16 protein-coding genes are annotated in these 20,419 nt (G+C 60.0%); 8 read left to right on the plus strand and 8 right to left on the minus strand.

What is annotated here, in order from left to right:
• Positions 1-5 precede the first annotated feature (5 nt).
• Together thiD and QM780_RS04755 are read left to right on the plus strand one after the other, a co-directional pair.
• Positions 6-824, plus strand: a complete 819-nt coding sequence (gene thiD / locus QM780_RS04750; protein ID WP_415069338.1) for a bifunctional hydroxymethylpyrimidine kinase/phosphomethylpyrimidine kinase — start codon at positions 6-8, stop codon at positions 822-824.
• 393 nt (positions 825-1,217) lie between these two features.
• Positions 1,218-2,465, plus strand: a complete 1,248-nt coding sequence (locus QM780_RS04755; protein ID WP_415069339.1) for an OmpP1/FadL family transporter — start codon at positions 1,218-1,220, stop codon at positions 2,463-2,465.
• Positions 2,466-2,535: 70 nt separating this feature from the next.
• On the opposite strand, the gene QM780_RS04760 is transcribed toward QM780_RS04755, so the two are convergent.
• Positions 2,536-3,084: a hypothetical protein gene (locus tag QM780_RS04760; RefSeq protein WP_415069340.1), complete on the minus strand. Its 549-nt coding sequence runs from the start codon at positions 3,082-3,084 to the stop codon at positions 2,536-2,538.
• 142 nt (positions 3,085-3,226) lie between these two features.
• Here QM780_RS04760 and QM780_RS04765 point away from each other — a divergent pair, with 142 nt between their 5' ends.
• A complete protein-coding gene (locus QM780_RS04765; protein ID WP_415069341.1) occupies positions 3,227-4,441 on the plus strand; it encodes an MFS transporter in 1,215 nt (404 codons plus the stop codon).
• Here the strand turns inward: QM780_RS04765 and dgcA are convergent.
• Both dgcA and QM780_RS04775 read right to left on the minus strand, forming a co-directional pair.
• Entirely contained in the window at positions 4,438-5,415 is a 978-nt protein-coding gene (dgcA, locus tag QM780_RS04770) for an N-acetyl-D-Glu racemase DgcA (RefSeq protein ID WP_415069342.1), read from the minus strand. The genes QM780_RS04765 and dgcA overlap by 4 nt on opposite strands.
• Positions 5,416-5,468: 53 nt before the next feature.
• Entirely contained in the window at positions 5,469-8,231 is a 2,763-nt protein-coding gene (locus tag QM780_RS04775) for a hypothetical protein (protein WP_415069343.1), read from the minus strand.
• Positions 8,232-8,608: 377 nt separating this feature from the next.
• On the opposite strand from QM780_RS04775, the gene QM780_RS04780 reads away from it, so the two are divergent.
• The 3 genes from QM780_RS04780 to QM780_RS04790 all read left to right on the plus strand — a co-directional run bounded on the left by QM780_RS04780 (position 8,609) and on the right by QM780_RS04790 (position 10,574).
• The gene (locus QM780_RS04780; protein WP_415069344.1) at positions 8,609-9,004 is read left to right on the plus strand and encodes an Hpt domain-containing protein; all 396 of its coding nucleotides are present in this window, start codon (positions 8,609-8,611) and stop codon (positions 9,002-9,004) included.
• A 158-nt stretch (positions 9,005-9,162) separates the two neighbouring features.
• The gene (locus QM780_RS04785; RefSeq protein ID WP_415069345.1) at positions 9,163-9,483 is read left to right on the plus strand and encodes a 2Fe-2S iron-sulfur cluster-binding protein; all 321 of its coding nucleotides are present in this window, start codon (positions 9,163-9,165) and stop codon (positions 9,481-9,483) included.
• Between the two features lie 26 nt (positions 9,484-9,509).
• Positions 9,510-10,574 carry an NAD(P)/FAD-dependent oxidoreductase gene (locus QM780_RS04790; RefSeq protein WP_415069346.1) on the plus strand — a complete coding sequence of 355 codons (1,065 nt, stop codon included), beginning with the start codon at positions 9,510-9,512 and terminating at the stop codon, positions 10,572-10,574.
• A gap of 15 nt (positions 10,575-10,589) precedes the next feature.
• On the opposite strand, the gene QM780_RS04795 is transcribed toward QM780_RS04790, so the two are convergent.
• From QM780_RS04795 to QM780_RS04815, 5 genes are all read right to left on the minus strand, one after another.
• On the minus strand, positions 10,590-10,955 hold the full coding sequence (locus tag QM780_RS04795) for an ABC transporter permease (protein ID WP_415069347.1): 366 nt from the start codon (positions 10,953-10,955) through the stop codon (positions 10,590-10,592).
• 50 nt (positions 10,956-11,005) lie between these two features.
• Positions 11,006-11,536 carry a hypothetical protein gene (locus QM780_RS04800; RefSeq protein ID WP_415069348.1) on the minus strand — a complete coding sequence of 177 codons (531 nt, stop codon included), beginning with the start codon at positions 11,534-11,536 and terminating at the stop codon, positions 11,006-11,008.
• 146 nt (positions 11,537-11,682) lie between these two features.
• The gene (locus QM780_RS04805; protein ID WP_415069349.1) at positions 11,683-12,858 is read right to left on the minus strand and encodes a vWA domain-containing protein; all 1,176 of its coding nucleotides are present in this window, start codon (positions 12,856-12,858) and stop codon (positions 11,683-11,685) included.
• A gap of 112 nt (positions 12,859-12,970) precedes the next feature.
• Positions 12,971-14,263: a porin gene (locus QM780_RS04810; RefSeq protein WP_415069350.1), complete on the minus strand. Its 1,293-nt coding sequence runs from the start codon at positions 14,261-14,263 to the stop codon at positions 12,971-12,973.
• Positions 14,264-14,659: 396 nt separating this feature from the next.
• Entirely contained in the window at positions 14,660-15,937 is a 1,278-nt protein-coding gene (locus QM780_RS04815) for a porin (protein ID WP_415069351.1), read from the minus strand.
• Positions 15,938-16,864: 927 nt separating this feature from the next.
• On the opposite strand from QM780_RS04815, the gene QM780_RS04820 reads away from it, so the two are divergent.
• The gene (locus QM780_RS04820; protein WP_415069352.1) at positions 16,865-18,439 is read left to right on the plus strand and encodes a glucan biosynthesis protein; all 1,575 of its coding nucleotides are present in this window, start codon (positions 16,865-16,867) and stop codon (positions 18,437-18,439) included.
• The gene (gene mdoH, locus QM780_RS04825; protein ID WP_415069353.1) at positions 18,424-20,397 is read left to right on the plus strand and encodes a glucans biosynthesis glucosyltransferase MdoH; all 1,974 of its coding nucleotides are present in this window, start codon (positions 18,424-18,426) and stop codon (positions 20,395-20,397) included. The genes QM780_RS04820 and mdoH overlap by 16 nt, the downstream gene beginning before the upstream one ends.
• The last annotated feature ends 22 nt before the right edge of the window (positions 20,398-20,419 follow it).

The following is a 20,419-nucleotide window of genomic DNA, read 5'->3' on the forward strand; positions in this document are numbered from 1 at the left end:
CGCCCATGATTGCCGAAACGCCTCCAATAGCGCTGACGATCGCCGGATCCGATCCATCCGGGGGTGCTGGCATTCAGGCGGATCTGAAAACGTTCTCTGCGCTCGGTGTCTATGGGGCGACCGTCATCACGGCGCTGACGGCCCAGAACACGACCGGCGTTTCAGGGGTCTTTGCTATTCCGGCGGACTTTATCGCCGCCGAGTTCCGGTCGGTTGTGTCGGATCTGAAAGTGGCCGCAATTAAAACCGGGATGCTCGGAGATGTGCCGACCGTCGAAATCGTCTCGTCGCTTTTGGCGGAAGCTGAAGGGGTGCCGATCGTCGTTGACCCGGTCATGGTGGCCACAAGTGGGGACGTGCTGCTTCGGGAAGATGCCATCGACGCCGCGCGGCACGCACTTATCCCGCGAGCGACGTTGATCACTCCCAACATTCCGGAAGCGAGCCGCCTTCTCGGTTGTCCCGCTGCGGGGACGGAAGCTCAGATGCGCGAACAGGCGGAGTTGCTGATGCGGCTCGGTTGCGGCGCGGTGCTTCTGAAGGGGGGGCACGGCGTGGGGGCGGATGTCGATGACGTTCTGTTCGACGGCACTCGGCATTTGACGTTTCGCAGGCCACGGATCGCGACGACCAATACGCACGGGACGGGCTGCACTTTATCGGCTGCGATCGCGGCAGGTCTTGCCCGGGGTATGCCGATGCAGGAAGCCGTGTATGAAGGCAAGCTGTTCGTTTGGAATGCGTTGTCGGCTGGGGCGAACATGCGTATCGGAAAAGGCGAGAATGGTCCGGTTGACCACAATTTCGCTTTTCGAAAAATGTAAGCTCAACTTATCAAGTTCACTGTTTACGGGCTCTAATCGGGTGATCTGTTGCGAGTACGCATCTTAAAAGCCCGAACTCGCGTCAATCGGAGGGTGTCAAGTCTTGCACCCTAGGTAGGACTTTGGCAGTTTGCCCGCGTTTTTGGCGGAGATTCCGCCGCTTAAAGACTCCGGGGGGAGCGCCAAGCAACGTTTCGAGGGATTGAAACTGGGCTTGGCAGAACCGGTCCGCTTCGGCGGGCCGGTTTTTTGTTGCCCTGGAGGCACAGCTGCCTCGTTTGCGATTGCATTGCATATTTGTTGTTCGAAAGTTTCGTGCCTCGACGCACCGACGCACGTATTGTGGCAGAGTGGGGGCAGGCACCGACTATCGTGCCCGAGGGAGCCAAAGATATGCGGAATTCAAGAAAAACTAGAAATGCGATCCGTCTGGTCGCTCTCGGTCTGAGCGCCGGTGTGACGACGGCGGCTTCCGCAGGTGGGTTCGATATTCACGAACAATCGACCGTGTTCCTGGGCTCGGCTTCGGCAGGCTCCGCGGCGGGGGGCAGCCTTGGCTCCATGTTCTGGAACCCGGCGGCGACGGCGCAGTTTCCGGGGCTGAACTCTGAATCGTCGTATACGCTGATCCTGCCCTACGCGAATATCGACATCAAAAATTCTGCGTTTGGTTCGGGCAGCAGCGGCAATATCGGCATCGACGCGACGACGAGCGCAAGCTACGGCGCGATGCAGATCAACAAAGACCTCTGGCTCGGCATCGCCATTAACTCGCCGTTCGGCTTGGCGACCAAGCCCAATAACGTGAACTATCCCGGTTCGTATCTTGGTGTCACAACCAAGCTTTTGACGATCAACGCCAATCCGACAATCGCCTATCGAATTGCCCCCGGAATTACCATCGGTGCGGGCGTTCAGATGGAATGGGCGCAAGCGAAACTGCAGTTCCGCGACCTGATAACGAATTCGGTCGACCGCTTCGGCGGTGCGGATTGGGCATTTGGCGGCACGGCCGGCATCACGCTCGAGCCGACTTCTGGGACGACCATCGGTCTGGGTTATCGCTCGCAGATGACGCACGACATCGACGGCTCGTTCAAGACGCTCGTGCCTGGCGTCAGCGGTCCGGCGACCGGCACTGTCAATCTCCCCGATATCGTGACGCTCAGCGGCCGGCAGGTGATAACGCCGACGACGCGGTTGCTCGGTACGGTCGAATGGACGAACTGGAGCCGCTTCAAGGATTTGCCGCTGTCGCTACCGGTTGGGGGCCTCAGCCTGCCAGCGAATTGGAACGATGGATGGTTCTTCTCAGTCGGCGGCGAATATGATTACACGCCGTATCTGACGTTGCGCGGCGGTGTCGCCTACGAGATTTCGCCTATCGATTCGGCCACCGGGCGGCTTGTGCAGATACCGGACAACAATCGGGTTTGGCTGAGCGTCGGCGCCAGCTACCAGTGGACTGAAGCAACCACTTTCGACGTCGGATACTCGCACATCTTCATTCAGGATGGCGGGATAGATCTGAAGACGGCGGAAGGTTCGGGAGGGCTTGCCGGTCTTCCGCAGGTGGAATTCCAGGGCAGCAGCCAAGCCGCCGTGGATCTCGTTTCCTTCGGCATGCGGACGAAGTGGTAAGCTAGCCTTTCAGGGCAAAGAAAAACCGGGCCTCGAGCCCGGTTTTTTGTATCCGGATGGCGAAAGTGGGTTAGGCGACGGTGTCGACCTGCAACTCATGCAGAATGCTTTCGAGGATGCCTTCCAGTTTATTCGCCGATGTTTCAAGGGCATTTGCCGCGCCAACGACACGCCCCGACAGCGCTGCCTGCGATTGGCTCATGGCGTAGAGTTTGCCGGCGTTTCGAGCGATCTGTTCGCAACCCTGCGCGTCGAAGGGATTGGCCTGAAGCGACCAAGCGATGTCGTGGATATCCTCGGCAGCTTTCAGCATGGCGTGTGTCGGCAGAACACTTTCATCGACGGTCGGCCGCGCCAGCAGGGAGGCGCGCGTTTCGGCGAGTTGGGCTTTGACGGCCTCGATTTCGGCCTTGAGCTGGCCGAGGAGGGCAGGCGGCTCGCGCAATGAGTTCTGCAACCGCCGGATCGCGTCTTCTAAAAGCGCCCCGTCGAGCCGGCGTGCGCGACGTCCGTGTTCGGCCAGAAACCAGCGGCCGCGTGCGGTTTCGAGTAAGGTTGCCTCGATGGCGCGATACTCAGAGTCGATATCGTCTGGGACGGACGACGTGAGAACCTGCATGGCCGGTTGTGCTCCGCAAAAAATTGCATCAACGGGTATGCGATTCGGAGGGGGCGAGATACAACCTCCGGCTGAACTAAACAGGACTATCAAGCGCTGGATCTTATGCGGTGGCGTGAGCATAGAGCTGCGAGACATGGGTATGGCCTTTGCTGCCGATACGGGACGAAATTTTGCGATACGCGTGGGGGTGTTCTACGGCGCGTTATTCGTTTTTTACGGAATGCACACGCCGTTTCTGCCGGTCTGGCTGAGCTGGCGGGGCCTGACCGCCGGTGAGATCAGCATCGTCGTGGCGTCCCCACTTTTTCTCAGGGTGTTTGTCTCGCCTGTCATTGCCATGGCCGCAGACCGGAGCGCCGCGCATCGGCGGTATCTCGTTTTGCTGGCGTGGCTCAGCCTGGTGTTCGTGCTTGCGCTTTCGACGTGCTGGTCGTTCTGGCCGGTGCTGGTGATGGCGAGTGGGTTGATGCTGTGCAATTCGACGATCATGCCGCTGATCGAGACGATTGCGGTGGCGGGTGTCCGGCATCGCGGACTGGATTACGGGCAGATGCGGCTTTGGGGTTCGCTGACGTTCGTTGTGGCCAATTTCGTCGGTGGCTTTGCGATCTACGCCTTCGGCGGCGGGGCGGCCTTGTGGCTGATAGTGTTCGGCTCATTGCTGACAGTTATTGCCGGGCATTTTCTGCCGGCGGACGAGCGTTTTGAGGAGACGATCAAGCCAGGACTTCCGATGTGGCGATCGTCGGCGCTGCATGATTTGTTGTCGCGAAGGGAATTTCGCCTCTTCCTGGTCGCTGCCGGGCTCGTCATGGCGGCGCACGCGACGTTTTTCACCTTCGGGATTCTGATCTGGCAAAAGCAGGGGCTCTCGGCGGCGTGGTCGGGCACGCTCTGGGCGATCGGGGTCTTTGCCGAGGTCGTGCTCTTTTCGATGTCGGGCCGCGCTGTGTCGCGCATCGGGTCTTTGTATTTGATCGGGCTTGGAGCAGCAGCGTCCGTGGTCCGCTGGTCGGTGATGGCGTTCGAACCGCCGCTCGCGATTCTGATCCCGGTGCAGTTGCTTCATGGCGCGACGTACGGCGCATCGCACATCGGCGCGATCCATTTCATTCACGAAACGGTGCCTCGTGATAAACAGGGAACCGCGCAATCCCTCTATGCGACTGTTGCCGCCGGCGTCGCCATGGGATGCGCAACTCTCGTCGCAGGCTGGAGCTATGATCGGGCCGGATCCTATTCCTATCTCGGTATGACGGTCATGGCGCTCGTATCGTTGGCTGCCGCCGTCCGGCTGATCAAACAGAGGAGAGGCGTTCCGCTGGCCGCAGCAGAAGCGAGCCCGGGGACTTAGCCCCAAAGCTTCGGAATTGGCGGATAGACGATGCCGTTTTCAATGTGCAGCCCGTCAGCACGATCGTGCGCGAGAAGAAGAGGACCGTCGAGATCGATCCAATCGGCGTAGGGTGCAAGCAGCATTGCGGGGGCGACGGCGAGGGAGGTTGCCACCATCGATCCGATCATGATTTTGAGATTGTGCCGTCGCGCTTCGTTGAGAAGTCGAATTGCGCCCGTCAGACCACCGGCTTTGTCGAGCTTGATGTTGACGGCATCGTAGAGTCCCAACAGCCGCTCGACATCATCGGCGGTGTGAACGCTTTCATCGGCGCACAGTGGAACGAGATGCGTGATGACTCGCAGGATCTCATCGTGCCCCGCAGGAAGCGGTTGTTCGATCAATTCGATCCGGCATTCGGCGGCTACGGTAAGTAACGGCGCAATGGTTTCGGCGGTCCAGGCTTCATTTGCATCGACGATCAGACGGGCATCGGGGCGCGCCTGCCGCACGGCGCGCATCCGCAAATCATCGCCATCTCCGCCGAGCTTCAATTTCAACAGCGACAGATGCGGTACGCGCGCGGCTTTGTCGGCCATCACGTCGGGCGTATCAAGACTGAGGGTGAATGCTGTGATCTTCTCGGTCGGTTCGGCGAGGCCGGCAAGCTTGGTAAGGGACACGCCTGTGCGCTTGCTTTCGTAATCCCAAAACGCGCAATCGAGGGCATTGAGAGCGGCCCCGGGTTTCAAGAGCTGCGTGAGATCGGAACGGGCAGAAATGCGATCTGCCACGGACTGGATCGCGGTGAGAGTGCCATCAACGGTTTCTCCATAGCGCGCGTATGGGACCGCTTCGCCGCGGCCGCGGTGCATGCCGTCCGACACTTCGGCGACGACGGTTTCGGCGGCCGTCTTGGCGCCGCGGGAAATGATGAAGGTCTCTCTAAGCGGCCAGGTTTCGCGTCTGGCTATGATCGTCAGCGAAGGCATGGATCGTGGATCTCACAGCTCATCGCGATACGGCGGCTGCGCTGGGTCTTGGGTTAACGGATGCGGCCCACGGCGTGCGCGAGGAAGAGGTAGACGCGGCCCGTATCGGACACGAGGTGGGTCTGAGCCGTGCGCCCCGATGCATCGCGCGCGTCGGCTTCCTTGATGATCCGCTCGAAATCGGTGAGGTAGCGAAAGATCGACTGAGAAAGATCAGCGTCGGTTTGGGCGCGGCTTGAGATCTCGTCGAACAGCATCCGCGCTTCGGGGGCATAGATGCTGCGCACGAGAACGTTGCGTTGACCGGCGCGAATGCGGCTCCAGATGGCGCCGGCCGTCTGCGAGTCGAGCGCGCGTGCGATCATGCCGACATCGAGACGGACTGGAGACGAGGCCGTCGGCGGAGGCTCTGGCGCCGGTGGGACGTGGGCCGGCTGCGCGTCTTCGTCGTGGGAGGCGCGAGCCAATAAATCGCCGAGCGACCAGCCTTCGCGCTGATCCTGCTGAGAGGCGCCGCGGCCGCGACTTGGTGTGCTTTCCTGCTGGATCAGCGCCGAAGTCAGCGACGTCGAGGGCGGTAGACGGGTTGCTCCAGGCTCAGGGCGGGTTATTCCGCGTGGCGTGTTGGCGCGCTGGGAAATCTGTGTCAGCTGCTCAATGGCGCGAAGCTGGTCCTGCAACGCCCGGCGCATGGACTCGGCGGTTTCGCGGGTGGAGTTCGGAAGGCGCGCGGCTTCTTCGCGGATGCGGGCCTGCTCGCGGGCGAGCGTCGCCGCGGCCTCGGCGGCGCGCATACGGGTTTCTTCCGAAGCCGTCGAAAGCCGGGTCGACAGGGTTTCGAATTCGCGCGAAAGCTCGCCTGAAACATTTTGGAAGCGGTTTCTCAGATCGGCCAACGCGCGGTCGCTCTGGGCTTCGGTCTCGTGCTTGACGCGATCAAGTTCGACCATCAGGGCGCGCGAGCGGCTTTCCGCCGTTTCGCGCAACTCATCGGCGATGGCGCGGGCTTTGAGTTCGATATTCGAAAGTGAGCCTTCGAGGTTCGAAGAGTAGCCGGCGAGTGTGCGACCGAACTCGTCGGCCTTGCCGGATAGGCGATCGAGCGTGCTGCTGAGTTCGGCGTGGCGCGACTGCAGCGTCGACTCGATGCGAAGATTTGCGGTGTCGAGAACGTTGGCGGCTTTGAGGATTTGCTCGCCCTGGTTCTCGAAGCGATTGGTGACGCCGTGGATCTGCTGGAACAGGTTGTCGGCGACGTTCTGCAGGACGCCCGATTGCTTCGCCAAGCCGTCGATAGCCTTCATCGTCTGGCGGGTGATGTTCTCGCTGGAGCGGCGCACGGCATTGATGCCGTTCATGACGGAATCGTCGAGGTCGGTTGCCTGCTGCGCGATGGTTTCGCGGAAGGTCTGCGAATGAAGTGCCAGCGCATTGGTGAGAAGCGATGCCTTTTCGCTCACCGCGTGGTCGATCGCTGACGTCGAGCGCATAATCTGGTCATCGAACAGCTCGAGCCGTTTCTGGAAGGCTTCGTCGAGCGAGCGTGTGCGTTCGACAAGCTGAATGTCGAGAGCCTGGGCGCGGTTCGATAACGTCGTATCGAGGGCGCGCGCGTATTCCTCGAAGACGGTTTGCAGGTTCTCGGTGCGATTGCCGAGAGTGGTGTCGAGCGTCTGCATGTAGCCGTCGAAGGTCAAGCGCATCTGCTCGGTGCGGGCGCCGAGCGCTGAAGAAAAAGCGGTCGTGTAGTCTTCGAGGACGGATTGAAGCTGGAGCGTGCGGGAACCAACTGCGTTTTCGAAGCGGCCGGTCGCGGTTGCGAGGGAGCCTTCGAGGTTGGCGAGGTTTTCTCCGGCGTTCGAGATGATGCCGCGCAGCGTCAGCTGCTGCTGCGAGAGCTTTTCGATCAAGGTCGGAATTTCAGTGCCGAGCGTCTTGAGCGTTTCGGTGACGTTCGTCGAGGTGTCGAGCAGAGCGTGGCGCTCACCGCCCAACTCGTTGATCAGTTCGCGGATGCGGCGCTCGTTGTGTTCATAGGACCGTTCGAGTTCGGCGACGTGATTGTGAACGAGAGCTTCGAGTTCGCCGGCGCGGCCGAGTGCGCGGGAGACGGCGTCGTTCATGAAGGACACTTGGCGCCGAACAGCCTGACCGAGGCTGGCAATAGATTGTTCGGCAGTGCGGTCGGGTTCAGCAAGCCGGATCGCGACTTCGCTCATGGTCGCTGATTTGAGCGCCAGCGAGGCGATGTGCCAACTGAGCAGAGCAAGCAGCCAGATGATCGCGATCGGGGCGACGATGGCGGTGATGGTGTAGAACGTCGTCGGATGCAGCAGCAGGGCCGATAGCGATTGGCCGGCCTGCCAATCCGGTGCCAGCGTCAGTGCGCCGACGATCAATCCGACGACGGCCCATACGGCACTCCCGATGGCGGCGTAGCGGAAGACCTTGTTGGAGGGCTTCTGCTCGAGGGCGTAGATCAGGCCGCCGATGCTTGGAACATCGTCGTTGGCTGCGATTTTGCCGCGAACCGGACCGGCGGGACGACGGCGGGCCACGCGACGAACGGGAGGCTCGGGAGCGTCCTCGGCTGCCGTTTCCTTTTCCGAAGGCGGGGAGGGAAGGGACGGCTGGCTTTTGTCAATTCCAAGGAGCGGCGGCGGAAGAGTGGGAGAGACGGTCAGAACCGGTTCTTTCAGTTCAGGGTCTTTGTCGGTTGCCTTGCGCAGGCCTTCGGGAGCGCTACCGAGAGTAGGCTCGACCGGCGGTGTCCTGCCCGCAATGGCCATGAGTTTCGCAATTTGGTCTTGCGACATTGCGCGATGTCCCCCACCCCAATCCGGTACGCTGCACAAGCCCGTGCGCTTCAGGCCACCGGAACTCCCATTCGCACCCTATAAGAGATTTAATTGCCCGCAAAATGGAAAGACACGAGAAAGCATAAGAAATGTCTATGCATCTTAGGGGGTTAGCGAGTTGGGATCGGTAATGCGGCCGGATTGCGGCGGCAGACGTCCTTTCGCCCGACTGCGGCCTCGCGCCATGGGTTAAGTAGCTGTTTAGGCAGTGTCGTGAAATAGTCGGACGCGGTTTACCCATAGTTATTGAGGATTTGGGATTATCTATCCCCCGGAAGCTGCTGTCGCGGCCGGGAAGTGCCTGCTGGGCAGGCGAAGGATTCAGGTGCACATCGATGGATGTTCCGCAGGTTCGGTCATTCGATCTCCATAGGCCGGATAAGCGACAGGACGCCGGAGATCTCCCCGTCGACCTGGCTCATCTGGACCGCTACACACTTGGCGATAAAGCGCTCGAAGCCGAGGTTTTGGGGCTTTATCTTGGGCAGCTTTCGGAAACGATCGCCGCGCTGCGATCGGCGGTGACCGCTCGGGATTGGAAGATCGCGGCGCATACGCTTAAGGGATCGAGCCGAGCCGTTGGCGCCTGGCGGATTGCCACGCTTGCCGAAAATGCGGAAGGGCTTGCCTCCGGGGGTGGCACCACCGCGCGCTCAGAGGCGATCTCGAAGCTCGAAGCTGCCGCCTCCGAAGCCAGCGCTTTTGTTGAGAAAACAGCCATCAGGGCGTAGCCGCCGCAGTTCACTTTTGGGCCTCCCTGACGCACCGCGGCCGTTCGGCTTGAAATACCGGCGGCCTGCCTCTAAGTGTGCGCGCTAACCTACGATCCCCAGCCGTCTGAGGCCGTTCGAAATCGGCCTTTCCAAGCCGCAAGGATACTCGCGCAACCATGACGAAAATCACGTTCATCCAGCCCGACGGCGAAAGTCAGACGGTGGAAGCGGAAAACGGGCTTACAGTCATGGAGGCAGCCAAGCTCAACGATATCGCCGGTATCGAGGCGGAATGCGGTGGCGCGTGTGCGTGTGCGACCTGCCATGTGTACGTCGACGAAGCCTGGCGCGATAAAGTCGGCAAGGCGAGCGACATGGAAGAAGACATGCTGGACTTCGCGTTCGACGTTCGCGACGGCAGCAGGCTTTCATGCCAGATCAAGATTTCCGACGCGATCGATGGCCTGGTCGTGCGAGTTCCGGCCAAGCAATTCTGAAACCGAAGCATCAGCGGGCGATCGCCATGACCGATACGAATTCCATCGCATCCGGCAGTCCGGAGGCCAGCGGTCCGATCGAGACAGACGCTGTGATCATCGGGGCGGGGCCGTGCGGGCTTTTCGCCGTGTTTGAATTGGGCCTTCTCGATATCAAGGCGCACGTCATCGACATTCTCGACCGGCCGGGCGGCCAGTGTGCGGAGCTCTATCCGGAGAAGCCGATCTATGACGTACCTGCCCTTCCTATCGTTACGGGGCAGGAACTGACAGAACGCTTGATGGAGCAGATCAAGCCGTTCAGCCCGGTGTTCCATTTCAGCGAGCGGATCGACAGCCTGACGAAGCGGGACGACGGGCGCTTTCATCTCGTGACCGACGCCGGGACGGAATTCATCGCCAAGGTTGTGGTCGTCGCGGCCGGTGGCGGATCCTTCACGCCGAAGCGGCCGCCGCTCAACGGCATCGAAGATTATGAAGGCAAGTCCGTCTTCTATTCCGTGCGAAAAATTGAATCGATGCGCGGCAAGGATATTGTCATCGTCGGCGGCGGCGACAGTGCGCTCGATTGGACGCTGAACCTCGCACCGGTCGCGAAGAGTTTGACACTCATTCATCGTCGCGACGAATTCCGCGCGGCGCCGCATTCTGTCGACAAGATGCGCAAGATGGTCGAGGAAGCGACTGTTCGTCTGCTGATCGGACAGGTGGCCGGTCTCGAAGGCGCGAACGGGCAATTGTCGGCGCTGGACGTCAAGACTGCCTCGGGAACGGAGAAGATCGCCTGCACGGCGATGCTGCCGTTCTTCGGCTTGACGATGAAGCTTGGTCCGGTCGCCGATTGGGGCCTCAATCTCCATGAGAACTTGATCGTGGTCGATACCGAGCGCTTCGAAACGAGCGAGCACGGGATTTTTGCGATTGGCGACATCAATACTTATCCCGGTAAGCTGAAGCTTATTCTTTCGGGCTTCCATGAAGCGGCGCTGATGGCCCAAGCGGCCCACAAAATCGTGTATCCCGATAAGAAGCTGATGTTCCAATACACGACGTCATCCTCGAGCCTGCAGAAGAAGCTCGGCGTCAAATAGGACGATGCTGCCCAGTCATATGTGGGCTATTTCGAGAAATCCGAGAGCAAGAAGAACCACGGCTCCGGCCGCGACGACGAGCTTGCCGCGCCGCGTCTCGGCTGCGGCTCCGAGCACCAAAGTCGTGAGCAACGTCGTGGCTGATATAAGGTTGATCGGTACGAGAGCCGCCGGGCCGATCGAACCGCGTGCGTCAGGAAAGTGAAGTCCGATCCAGATGCTGACCGCAACTGCGAGCGTCAATGCTCCGGTTAGCCTTGGCCAAAAGCCGGTGTTCGGTCTTTGAATGCCTGCCAGAGACGACGCGAGGAGGGGAGCCAACAAGAGAATGAGGCCAAGGGTGCTCTTGATCGCGATTTCCGCCCAGAGAATCCGCTCCACGCGATTGCTCCGAAAACGCCGTTAGGAAGCGAGCCGCAGAGAGATGATCGCTAATTAGCCATCATCTCTTTCATTTTGGCGCCGCCCTCACCATTTCCGGAATTATTGCTGCCCCAGCCGCTGAAAAGGCCGCCGCTGTCCTCAGGAGATTCGGAAGGCGGGGGTGTGTAATCGCCAGCGAGGTTGCGATTGAGCGCTTCCTTGATCCGCGCCGTCCTTTCGGGCAAGCAATATTGCTCTTCCTTTTCCTTCTCGGATATGGCGGTCGTCACGCCCGCGAACGCCGTGTCGTAGACCTGAGAAAGCTTATCGCCGAGCGCCGGAGCGTGGGCGGTCTCAGAGGCAAGGTATTGGCTCTTGAGCTTTGCGGGATCGAAATTGTAGCCGCACTTGACCGCGCGGGCCGACGTTGCCGCGACGCCCATTGCGCGTGCGACAGGATCATTTGGATCCCTGTTTTCCTTCGAGGTGTCGGAACCGCCGAGCAGCGATCCCGTGGTCGGGAGTTTCGGCAATGTGGCGCCGCAGCCGCCAACGATAAGGCTCGCAACCGCGATCAGGATGACTTTGACGTTTTTCATTGGGAATGCCCCCACCCCCGCTTTTCCATTTCAATGGCGCAGTCGCGGCCCCCGGTCAATGGTTCGGCGGCCATTTCCACGGGCTTGAGCAATTTGAGATGCAACCTTGCGCGCAATGGTAGCGATGAGTGGGGCCGAAGAAGGGCTTAGCGCATCAGCTCGCGCATGCCGGCATCGAGACCGTCCAGCGTCAACGGGTACATGCGGTCCTCGAGCAAATTGCGGACGATGCCGATCGACGGGGTCCAGTCCCAGTGTCGCTGATCGACCGGATTAAGCCAAATGGCGTGCTTATAGATTCCGGTCACGCGCTTGAGCCAAATGGCGCCCGGTTCTTCGTTCATGTGTTCGACCGAGCCGCCTGCTACGGTAAGTTCATAGGGGCTCATCGAAGCGTCGCCGATGAATATGACCTTGTAGTCCGCCGGATAGGTGTGAAGGACCTGCCAGGTGTCGATCTTGTCGGTGTAGCGGCGGGCGTTATCCTTCCAGACGCCTTCGTAAAGGCAGTTGTGGAAATAGTAATATTCGAGGTGCTTGAACTCGGAGCGCGCCGCCGAGAACAGCTCTTCGACTTCCTTGACGTGATCGTCCATAGAGCCGCCAATGTCGAAGAACATGAGCAGCTTTACGGTGTTGTGCCGTTCGGCGCGCATGCGAACATCGAGATAGCCCTTTTCGGCGGTGCCGCGGATCGTGCCGTCGAGGTCGAGTTCGGATGCGGCCCCGGTTCGTGCGAACTGGCGCAATCGGCGCAGGGCAACCTTGATCGTACGGGTGCCGATTTCTGCAGTGCCGGCGAGGTCCTTGAATTCGCGCTTGTCCCACACTTTGATCGCGCGGCGATGCCGGCTTTCCTGCTGTCCGATACGGATGCCCGCCGGATTATATCCGTAGGCGCCGAACGGTGAGGTTCCTCCCGTCCCGATCCATTTGTTGCCGCCCTGGTGGCGCTCTTTCTGCTCGGCAAGGCGCTTCTTCAGCTCTTCTATGATCTTGTCCCAGCCGCCGAGTTCTTCGATCCGTTTCTTGTCTTCGTCGGATAGATGCAAGGTGCTGATGCGACGGAGCCATTCTTCGGGAATCTCGGCTTCGACGGCATCGGAGAGGCTTTCGATCCCCTTGAAGACATGGGCGAAGATCTGATCGAAGCGATCGAGGTTGCGCTCGTCTTTCACCAGCGTTGAGCGTGCGAGGTAGTAGAAGTCTTCGACCCGGCCACCGGCGAGACCGGCGCGCACGGCATCAAGCAGCGTCAGGTACTCTTTCAGCGTGACAGGCAGCTTGGCCGACCGCAGCTCGGTGAAGAATGTCTCGAACATGTCGTGAAATTAGGAATTTCCGGTCGCCAGAGCAATGCGTCGGACTGCGTCGCAAACGCAAAGAAGCCGCCCAGAGGGCGGCTTCTCGCATTTCCAAACAGTCGGCCGGAGATCAGAAGTTGATCAGGGCGCCGAAGGTCAACTCCTGGAAGGAGTTGGTCGGGAGCTTGCCGAAGTCGATGTCCGTGGCGCTTGCATCGATGTGACGATACTTGAGCCAGAGAGACATTGCAGCTGCGTCGATTTCCTGGACAGCGCCGAGACCCCACATGTTGATCGCGGTCGTACCGATGAAGCTGCCGTCGAACGAGCCACCGCTATCCACGTCAACGAGCGCATTGTTTTCAGCGTGCTCATACTCGCCGTAGAGAATTGTGTGACCGAGCGGAACCCAACGCTGACGAATACCACCCTTGATGTAGTAGGTTTCGTTGGCGCCAGTGTTCGGCGTTAGATCATCATTCAGGTCCAGATGGCCGTAGGCGCCATAGATGAACAAGCCGGTCGGGACGTGCTCAGCGTACAAACCAACCTGGAGATATTCGCTGCCTGCCGGCTGCACCATGTTGACGGAGTTCGTATTGAAATCCGAGCTTTGGCTATAGGCAACTTCACCGGCGACTTTGAAATCACCCCAATCACCAGCGTAGCGAGCGGCGATATCCCAGAAGTCGTCTTCACCCCACGAAGCCGATACCGAGAAGCCACCGAAGGTCGGCGAGTTGTAGCGAACGCTGTTGGTCGGAAGACCGTTGCAGTCACCCCAGACGCATCCGCCGGCGCCGCCCCACGTCAGGCCAGTAAGCTCGCCTGTAGACCGGTTGCGAATGTTGAAGGCGTTGACGTCGAACGACACCCAGTTGGCGGGAACGAGCGAGCCCGAACCGTCAACCAAGATGGCCGCGTTATCCGAAGCCTGCGATTGCTTACCGATCGACACCTTGCCGAGCTGGTCGCTCTTGATGAACCAGAACGACTGCAGGACGCCTACGCCGTTTGCATGGCCCGTCAGGACCGAGGGACCATCCGGCGTGTCCTGATTTATCGTCAAGCTGTCGGAACCGACGGCTTCAAGATGAAGAACATAACCAGCGGTCCAACCCGGCAGGATCGTCGCCTGGCCCGTGAACTTCACGTGGCTGGCGAGCGTCGAACCAAGGTCGTTGACGTAGACGTTGGATTCGCCACCGTCGTCCCACCAGGTGACCTGTTGGCCAACCCAGCCCGACACGGTGAGAGAAACCTTGCGGTTGCCCTTGCGTGCCGTCGTTGCTTCCAATTCTGCGATGCGTTCCTCTAGGTCCGCGCAGCAGTTGCCTCCGAGGTCCGCTGCAGAGGCGCTCGTGGCGAACCCGCCAGCGAGGACGCCTGCAGCGACCAGAGCGCCTACCCTCAATTTCCTCATTCTACCTTCTCCCGTCTTCATCACTTCTAGTAGTGGACGCGGTACTTGGCGTTCGCCGTATTGTCGGCCGCATAAAAAGCGTTCCACGGCGGAACACCTTCCGAGTGACTTCGCCGCTTGGGGGGAAAGTCCGTGATTCGTGCGTTAGCAACAATTGCGGCGCCTAAATTTCCCGCGACGAATCCGGCGATGTGGCGCACGCGCAACTAGCTGCATAGTTGGGCAGGTGCCTAAAAACTTAGCCAACTATCTGGTTTTCAATGCTTTATTTGAATGCTGCCCAGTGATGCAGGGGACTTGAGTTTTCCACGCATCAGGGTGGGGATAGTCTGTGTACACAAACAAAAAGGCCGCCCGGATGGGGCGGCCTTCTCTTTTTGATCCACGAAAGTCGGATCAGAAGTTGATCAGAGCACCGAAGGTCAACTCTTGGAAGCGGTCTGCGTCGAAACCTGCAACAGCGGCGCTGGCGTCGAGATTGCGGTATTTGAGCCAGATTGACATCGCAGCCGTGTCGATTTCCTGGACAGCACCGACACCCCACATGTTGATCGACGTACCATCGGCAACTCCGAGAGTGCCCGCACCATCATCAACAATGGTGGTCGGCAGGTTGTTCTCGGCGTGCTCATACTCGCCGTAGAGAACCGTGTGACCGAGCGGAACCCAACGTTGACGAATACCGCCCTTGACGTAGTAGGTTTGGTTGGAGTCTACCCCAGCGACGTTATCATCAAGATGGCCGTAGGCGCCGTAGGCGAACAAGCCAGTCGGGACGTGCTCAACATACAAGCCGACTTGGAGATACTGGCTGCCCGCGGGCTGCACCATGTTGACGGAGTTCGTATTGAAATCCGAGCTTTCGCTATAGGCAACTGCGCCAGCGACTTTGAAGTCACCCCATTCACCAGCGTAGCGAGCGGCGATATCCCAGAAGTCGTCTTCACCCCACGAAGCCGATACCGAGAAGCCACCGAACGATGGCGAGTTGTAGCGAACGTTGTTGGTCGGAAGACCGTTGCAGTCACCCCAGACGCATCCGCCGGCGCCGCCCCACGTCAGGTCCGTGAGGTTTCCAGTCGTCTTGTTGCGAACGTTAAAGGCGTTGACGTCGAACGACACCCAGTTGGCGGGAACGAGCGAGCCCGAGCCGTCAACCAAGATGGCCGTGTTATCCGAAGCCTGCGATTGCTTGCCGACCGACACCTTGCCGAGCTGGTCGCTCTTGATGAACCAGAACGACTGCAGTGTGCCGACGCCGTTTGCCTTGCCCGTCAGGACCGAGGGACCATCCGGCGTGTCCTGATTCATCGTCAAGCTGTCGGAACCGACGGCTTCAAGATGAAGAACATAACCAGCGGTCCAACCCGGCATGATCGTCGCCTGACCCGTGAACTTCACGTGGCTGGCGAGCGTCGAACCAAGGTCGTTGACGTAGACGTTGGATTCGCCACCGTCGTCCCACCAGGTGACCTGTTGGCCAACCCAGCCCGACACGGTGAGAGAAACCTTGCGGTTGCCCTTGCGTGCCGTCGTTGCTTCCAATTCTGCGATGCGCTCCTCGAGGTCTGCGCAGCAGTTCCCCCCGAGGTCAGCTGCCGATGCACTGCCGGTTGACAGGCTGCCCGCAATCAGGCCTGCCGCCGCCAGGGCACTCAGACTGTACTTGTTCATAGAACTACTCCCGTCTGCTTCGACTTGAGGAATGACAGGCAGAACACAACCGTCCGGCCCAACACTCTTCTTTTCTTTGGTGCTATTTACCCGTCCTCAAACCCGTCTTTGCGGCCAACGGGCTTCCCCCCGAATCACCGCTCAGGATTATGTTTTAAGCAGATCTGATTCGGTCGGGGAATAGTGGACAGGTGTCCGGCTGTGGAATTGCCGGGATTTGTGACGTAAAAGTCACGAGCGTTGATGGTGCCACACGGCGAACACATCGCCACCCAAATTTGGTCGAAGTGGCCTTCAGGCTGGACGCCGCGGCGTCGAATTCCGTCGTGGCGATGTCTTCTTTGGGATGAGAGCCGTCCCGTCATCTGCATAAGGCTCGGCGCGCTAATATCAAAGAGGATAATGAAAATCGCCGTCGCAATTTTTGTCGGACTTTGGGCTCGAAGGCTGGATAAGCTGCGCGCAGCACGTTGGGAGTAGAGATCGCGCCGACGGCAATTTCAGCCACCAATTGTCGTTTGCGCGCGAGGTTTTTCGACTGATCAGAGTCGAAACCGATGAGGTCCCTGGACGCCGTCTTTGCCCGCGAACGTGGGGCTCCGGTTGCTCCGATCGGGTATTGACGCTCGAAGACTCAAGGCAGTCGTTGGCGTAAATTCATGGGGGAGGAGGCGGCGATCGGTATAGACCGTTGCAAAAAAGCCGACCGGGAGGAAACTGGATCGAGGATCTGCTTGCCGTCCCTCTGGAGGGGTGACCGACGCCTCGCTCTTTATAATTCGTTGACGAGAAAGTCACACGGTCCGGTCATGCGCGTGGAAAATCTGCCACAATCATTCGATAGCAGATTTGGGTTATTCGCGAACGCGCTGATGAAATAGCGCGCGGGTTGAGCATGCGTGCCGCAAGGGTTGGCTGAAATCGGAAATGACAGGAAAAATTGTCGATCGCCGGGAACTGCTTGAGAAGGCGGTCGGGGGAACTTTTGCCATCGGCCTCGCCAAATTGGCGTTGGCAGCAACAGCCGCGCGCGCTGACGGGGCGTCTCCGGCGCCACAGCAAGGCCAACAGGGAACGTCGTTTGCCGCGACCACAGTAAAAACCGAGGCCAAACGGCTTTCGGATCAGCCGTTCGTCAAGCCGACGATGGATCTGCCACCACCGTTCAATAAACTGTCGTACAGCCAGTACCGCGATATTCGGTTTCGTCCGGAGAAAGCGATCTGGAAGGGCGATCATCTCGATTTCCAGATTCAGCCGTTCGCGATGGGATGGCTCTATGACGTTCCCGTCGATTTGTGGATTGTCGAGAGCGGCAAGGCGACCAGGCTGGTCGCCGATAGCAAGCTCTTCTCGTTCGGGCCGTTGATCGGCCCAGGGCCGGAGGCGGCGCCGTTCGGATTTTCCGGTTTTCGAATCCACGGGCCGATCAATCGCGCCGACGCATTCGACGAATATACTGTCTTCCAAGGAGCGAGCTATTTCCGTGCGGTCGGTCGAACCGAGGCTTACGGCGCCTCGGCCCGGGGGCTTGCCCTCAACACCGCGCAGCCCGGAGGAGAAGAATTCCCGTTCTTTCGCAGCTTTTGGATCGAGCGGCCTAAGCCGATCGCAACCGAACTCGTCGTTCACGCGTTGCTCGACAGTCAATCGACGACCGGAGCCTACCGTTTTTCGATCTCGCCCGGCGAGACGACCATCATGGATGTTGAAGCAACCTTGTATCCCCGCGTCGCCCTCAGCCACGTCGGTATCGGACCGTTGACCAGCATGTTCCTGCACGGGCAATCGAGCCAGCGCCGTGTCGAGGACATCCGGCCCGCCGTCCACGATAGCGAAGGGCTCGCCATGATTACTGGCAACGGCGAGCGGCTGTGGCGTCCGCTGAATAATCCGAAGACGCTTCAGCTCAGTGCATTCATGGATCAGGACCCGAAGGGCTTTGGTCTTTGGCAGAGGGACCGCGACTTCCACAACTACGAAGATCTCGAAAGCCATTTCGAGCGGCGGCCGTCTGTCTGGATCGAGCCCGAAAGTCCGTGGGGGGAAGGTTTCGTCGAACTCGTGGAAATTCCCATCGAGGACGAGATTCACGATAATATCGCTGCCTATTGGAAGCCTTCGAAGGGGCTCGCTGCCGGTGGCCCGCACGTCTTTAACTACAAAATCTTTTGGGGCGACGACGTTCCGGTGTCCTGGTCCGGGGCCCGCGTCGTCAAGACGCGGGTGGGAAACGGCAAAAAGACAGGCATCATCGTGTTCGTCATCGATTTGGCGGGACCGTCCGTCAAGGATGCGAAGGATTTGCCGACGGTCGATTTGTCGGCGAGTGCTGGTCAGATTTCCAACATCAATGTCCAACGTAATAACGAAATCTCCGGAGTCCGAGTCTCCTTCAATTTGGCTACGGGTGACAATGAACTCATCGAACTTCGTTGCGTTCTGAAAGCAGGCGATCAACCCGTCTCTGAGACTTGGCTCTATCGATGGACAAAGCCGTAAACGAGAATTTCGTTGGCGAGATGCCGGAAGTCGCATCGTATTCAAAAGCGTCCCCCGATGCCGGTCCGTGGTGGCATCTGCCGCCGTCGGCGCCGCTCGATATGCCGACGCAGGATTTTGCGGCGCCAGTTCGTGCGGTTCGCGAAATAAAGCGGCGCGGCTATTGGGTTCCGCGGACCGCCATCTTTGCCGGTGCGGCGGTTCTGACTGGGGCGTTCGCGAACGAGCTTTTCAGCATCCTGTCGTTCGTGGTCATCACGCCAGTCCAGTTTCTCTTTCTTATCCTGTCGACGATTGCGTTCGGTTGGATCGCAATCGGCAGCTTGAGCGCTGCTCTTGGATTTTTGCCGCTGTTCGTCGGTGAGCAGCCCGATACGATCGAGCCGCCGCCTCCCACATCGCCCCTGGCGGAGCGGACGGCGCTTTTGTTTCCCGTCTACCACGAAGATCCGGCTCGCATTGCCGGTGCCATCGAAGCCATGGTTCGCGAGCTCTCGGCGCTCGATCGAAACACGTCCTTCGACGTGTTCGTGCTTTCCGATACGCGCGGAGACGAGGCCGGCATCAGCGAAGCTGCGGTCTATCGCGCGCTCGCGATGCAATTGGAATCTCAGACCCCGATCTATTATCGCCGGCGGCTGAAGAATACCGCGCGCAAGGCCGGCAATATCGCCGACTGGGTCCAGAGGTTCGGGGGGACATACCAGTCATTCATTATTCTCGACGGGGACAGCGTCATGTCGGGCGGGACGCTGGTCTCGCTGGCGGCAGCGATGGAGGACGATCCTAAAGCCGGCCTGATCCAGACGGTGCCGCGTCTGGTCGGCGGCGAAACGCTCCTTCAGCGCTTGCAGCAGTTCGCTTGCAATACCTATGGACCGGCTGTCGCCGCCGGCCTCGCGTTTTGGCATCGTGATCAGGGCAACTACTGGGGTCACAACGCCATCATTCGGACGGCGGCTTTTGCCTCGGCGGCGGGACTGCCGGACCTTCCCGGACGTAAGCCGTTCGGCGGCCATATCATGAGCCACGATTTTGTCGAGGCCGTCCTTTTGCAGCGGGCGGGCTATGGCGTGCACATGATGCCGTCGCTGGAAGGTTCCTATGAAGGCATGCCGCCTAACATCATCGACGTGGTGGCCCGCGACCGGCGCTGGGCGCAAGGCAATCTTCAGCACCTGGCGATCGTCTCACAGCCGGGACTGACGCCGATGGGGCGTCTGCACCTCGGCATGGGCGCTGCTTCGTATCTCATTTCCGGGGTCTGGGCACTGTCGCTGATCGTCGGTATCGTGCTGGCATTGCAGGGCCAGCAGATGATCCCGAGCTATTTCCGCGACGACAAGACGTTGTTTCCGATCTGGCCGACGATCGACCCCGGCGCTGCTTTGCGGCTGTTCATGGGTACGATGGTCGTGGTTCTGCTGCCGAAAGCGCTGGGTTTGCTGCTGGCGTGGAAGCAAATGCGCAAAGAGCATAATTTCTTTGGCGCCTTCCGGGTGACGATCGGCGTCCTGATCGAGACGGTCTACTCGATGTTGATCGCGCCGATCTTCATGGTGACGCAGACGATCGGGGCGGCTGAAATTCTTGCCGGACGGGACTCGGGCTGGAAGCCGCAGAAGCGCAACGACGGCGCCATCACGTTCGACGATGCGATGTGGTTCGCGCGCTGGCAGACGGCGATCGGCGGCATCGCGGGTGCCATCGCGTGGACGGTCTCGCCGGCGCTTCTGGCTTGGATGTCACCGGTGATCCTCGGGTTGGTGCTCGCCGGGCCCGTGAGCTGGCTGACGTCGCGACGGGCGGGGCCGATCGAGCGGTGGGCGTTGGCGACGAACGAGGATCGCAGGCCGCCTCCCGTGCTCGTCGATGCCGGCCATCGGGCGCGCGATTGGGAACGGAAAATCGCGACGCCGGGCGAAGTCACGCCCCTGCCGGATGCGCAGGCGGCTTGATCGCCGGCGCCGCTCAACGTCT

The sequence above is a fragment of the Hyphomicrobium sp. genome, from assembly GCF_047600905.1.
Lineage (GTDB): Bacteria > Pseudomonadota > Alphaproteobacteria > Rhizobiales > Hyphomicrobiaceae > Hyphomicrobium_B.

What these genes read in the sequence shown, in the direction of transcription:
- dgcA (WP_415069342.1), bottom strand. Translation starts at nt 5,415, where the DNA reads ATGCCTTCGCTGACGATCATAGCCAGACGCGAAACCTGGCCGCTTAGA.
- QM780_RS04760 (WP_415069340.1), bottom strand. Translation starts at nt 3,084, where the DNA reads ATGCAGGTTCTCACGTCGTCCGTCCCAGACGATATCGACTCTGAGTAT.
- QM780_RS04785 (WP_415069345.1), top strand. Translation starts at nt 9,163, where the DNA reads ATGACGAAAATCACGTTCATCCAGCCCGACGGCGAAAGTCAGACGGTG.
- QM780_RS04805 (WP_415069349.1), bottom strand. Translation starts at nt 12,858, where the DNA reads ATGTTCGAGACATTCTTCACCGAGCTGCGGTCGGCCAAGCTGCCTGTC.
- QM780_RS04765 (WP_415069341.1), top strand. Translation starts at nt 3,227, where the DNA reads ATGGCCTTTGCTGCCGATACGGGACGAAATTTTGCGATACGCGTGGGG.
- mdoH (WP_415069353.1), top strand. Translation starts at nt 18,424, where the DNA reads ATGGACAAAGCCGTAAACGAGAATTTCGTTGGCGAGATGCCGGAAGTC.
- QM780_RS04790 (WP_415069346.1), top strand. Translation starts at nt 9,510, where the DNA reads ATGACCGATACGAATTCCATCGCATCCGGCAGTCCGGAGGCCAGCGGT.
- QM780_RS04780 (WP_415069344.1), top strand. Translation starts at nt 8,609, where the DNA reads ATGGATGTTCCGCAGGTTCGGTCATTCGATCTCCATAGGCCGGATAAG.
- QM780_RS04800 (WP_415069348.1), bottom strand. Translation starts at nt 11,536, where the DNA reads ATGAAAAACGTCAAAGTCATCCTGATCGCGGTTGCGAGCCTTATCGTT.
- QM780_RS04815 (WP_415069351.1), bottom strand. Translation starts at nt 15,937, where the DNA reads ATGAACAAGTACAGTCTGAGTGCCCTGGCGGCGGCAGGCCTGATTGCG.
- QM780_RS04775 (WP_415069343.1), bottom strand. Translation starts at nt 8,231, where the DNA reads ATGTCGCAAGACCAAATTGCGAAACTCATGGCCATTGCGGGCAGGACA.
- QM780_RS04820 (WP_415069352.1), top strand. Translation starts at nt 16,865, where the DNA reads ATGACAGGAAAAATTGTCGATCGCCGGGAACTGCTTGAGAAGGCGGTC.
- QM780_RS04810 (WP_415069350.1), bottom strand. Translation starts at nt 14,263, where the DNA reads ATGAGGAAATTGAGGGTAGGCGCTCTGGTCGCTGCAGGCGTCCTCGCT.
- thiD (WP_415069338.1), top strand. Translation starts at nt 6, where the DNA reads ATGATTGCCGAAACGCCTCCAATAGCGCTGACGATCGCCGGATCCGAT.
- QM780_RS04755 (WP_415069339.1), top strand. Translation starts at nt 1,218, where the DNA reads ATGCGGAATTCAAGAAAAACTAGAAATGCGATCCGTCTGGTCGCTCTC.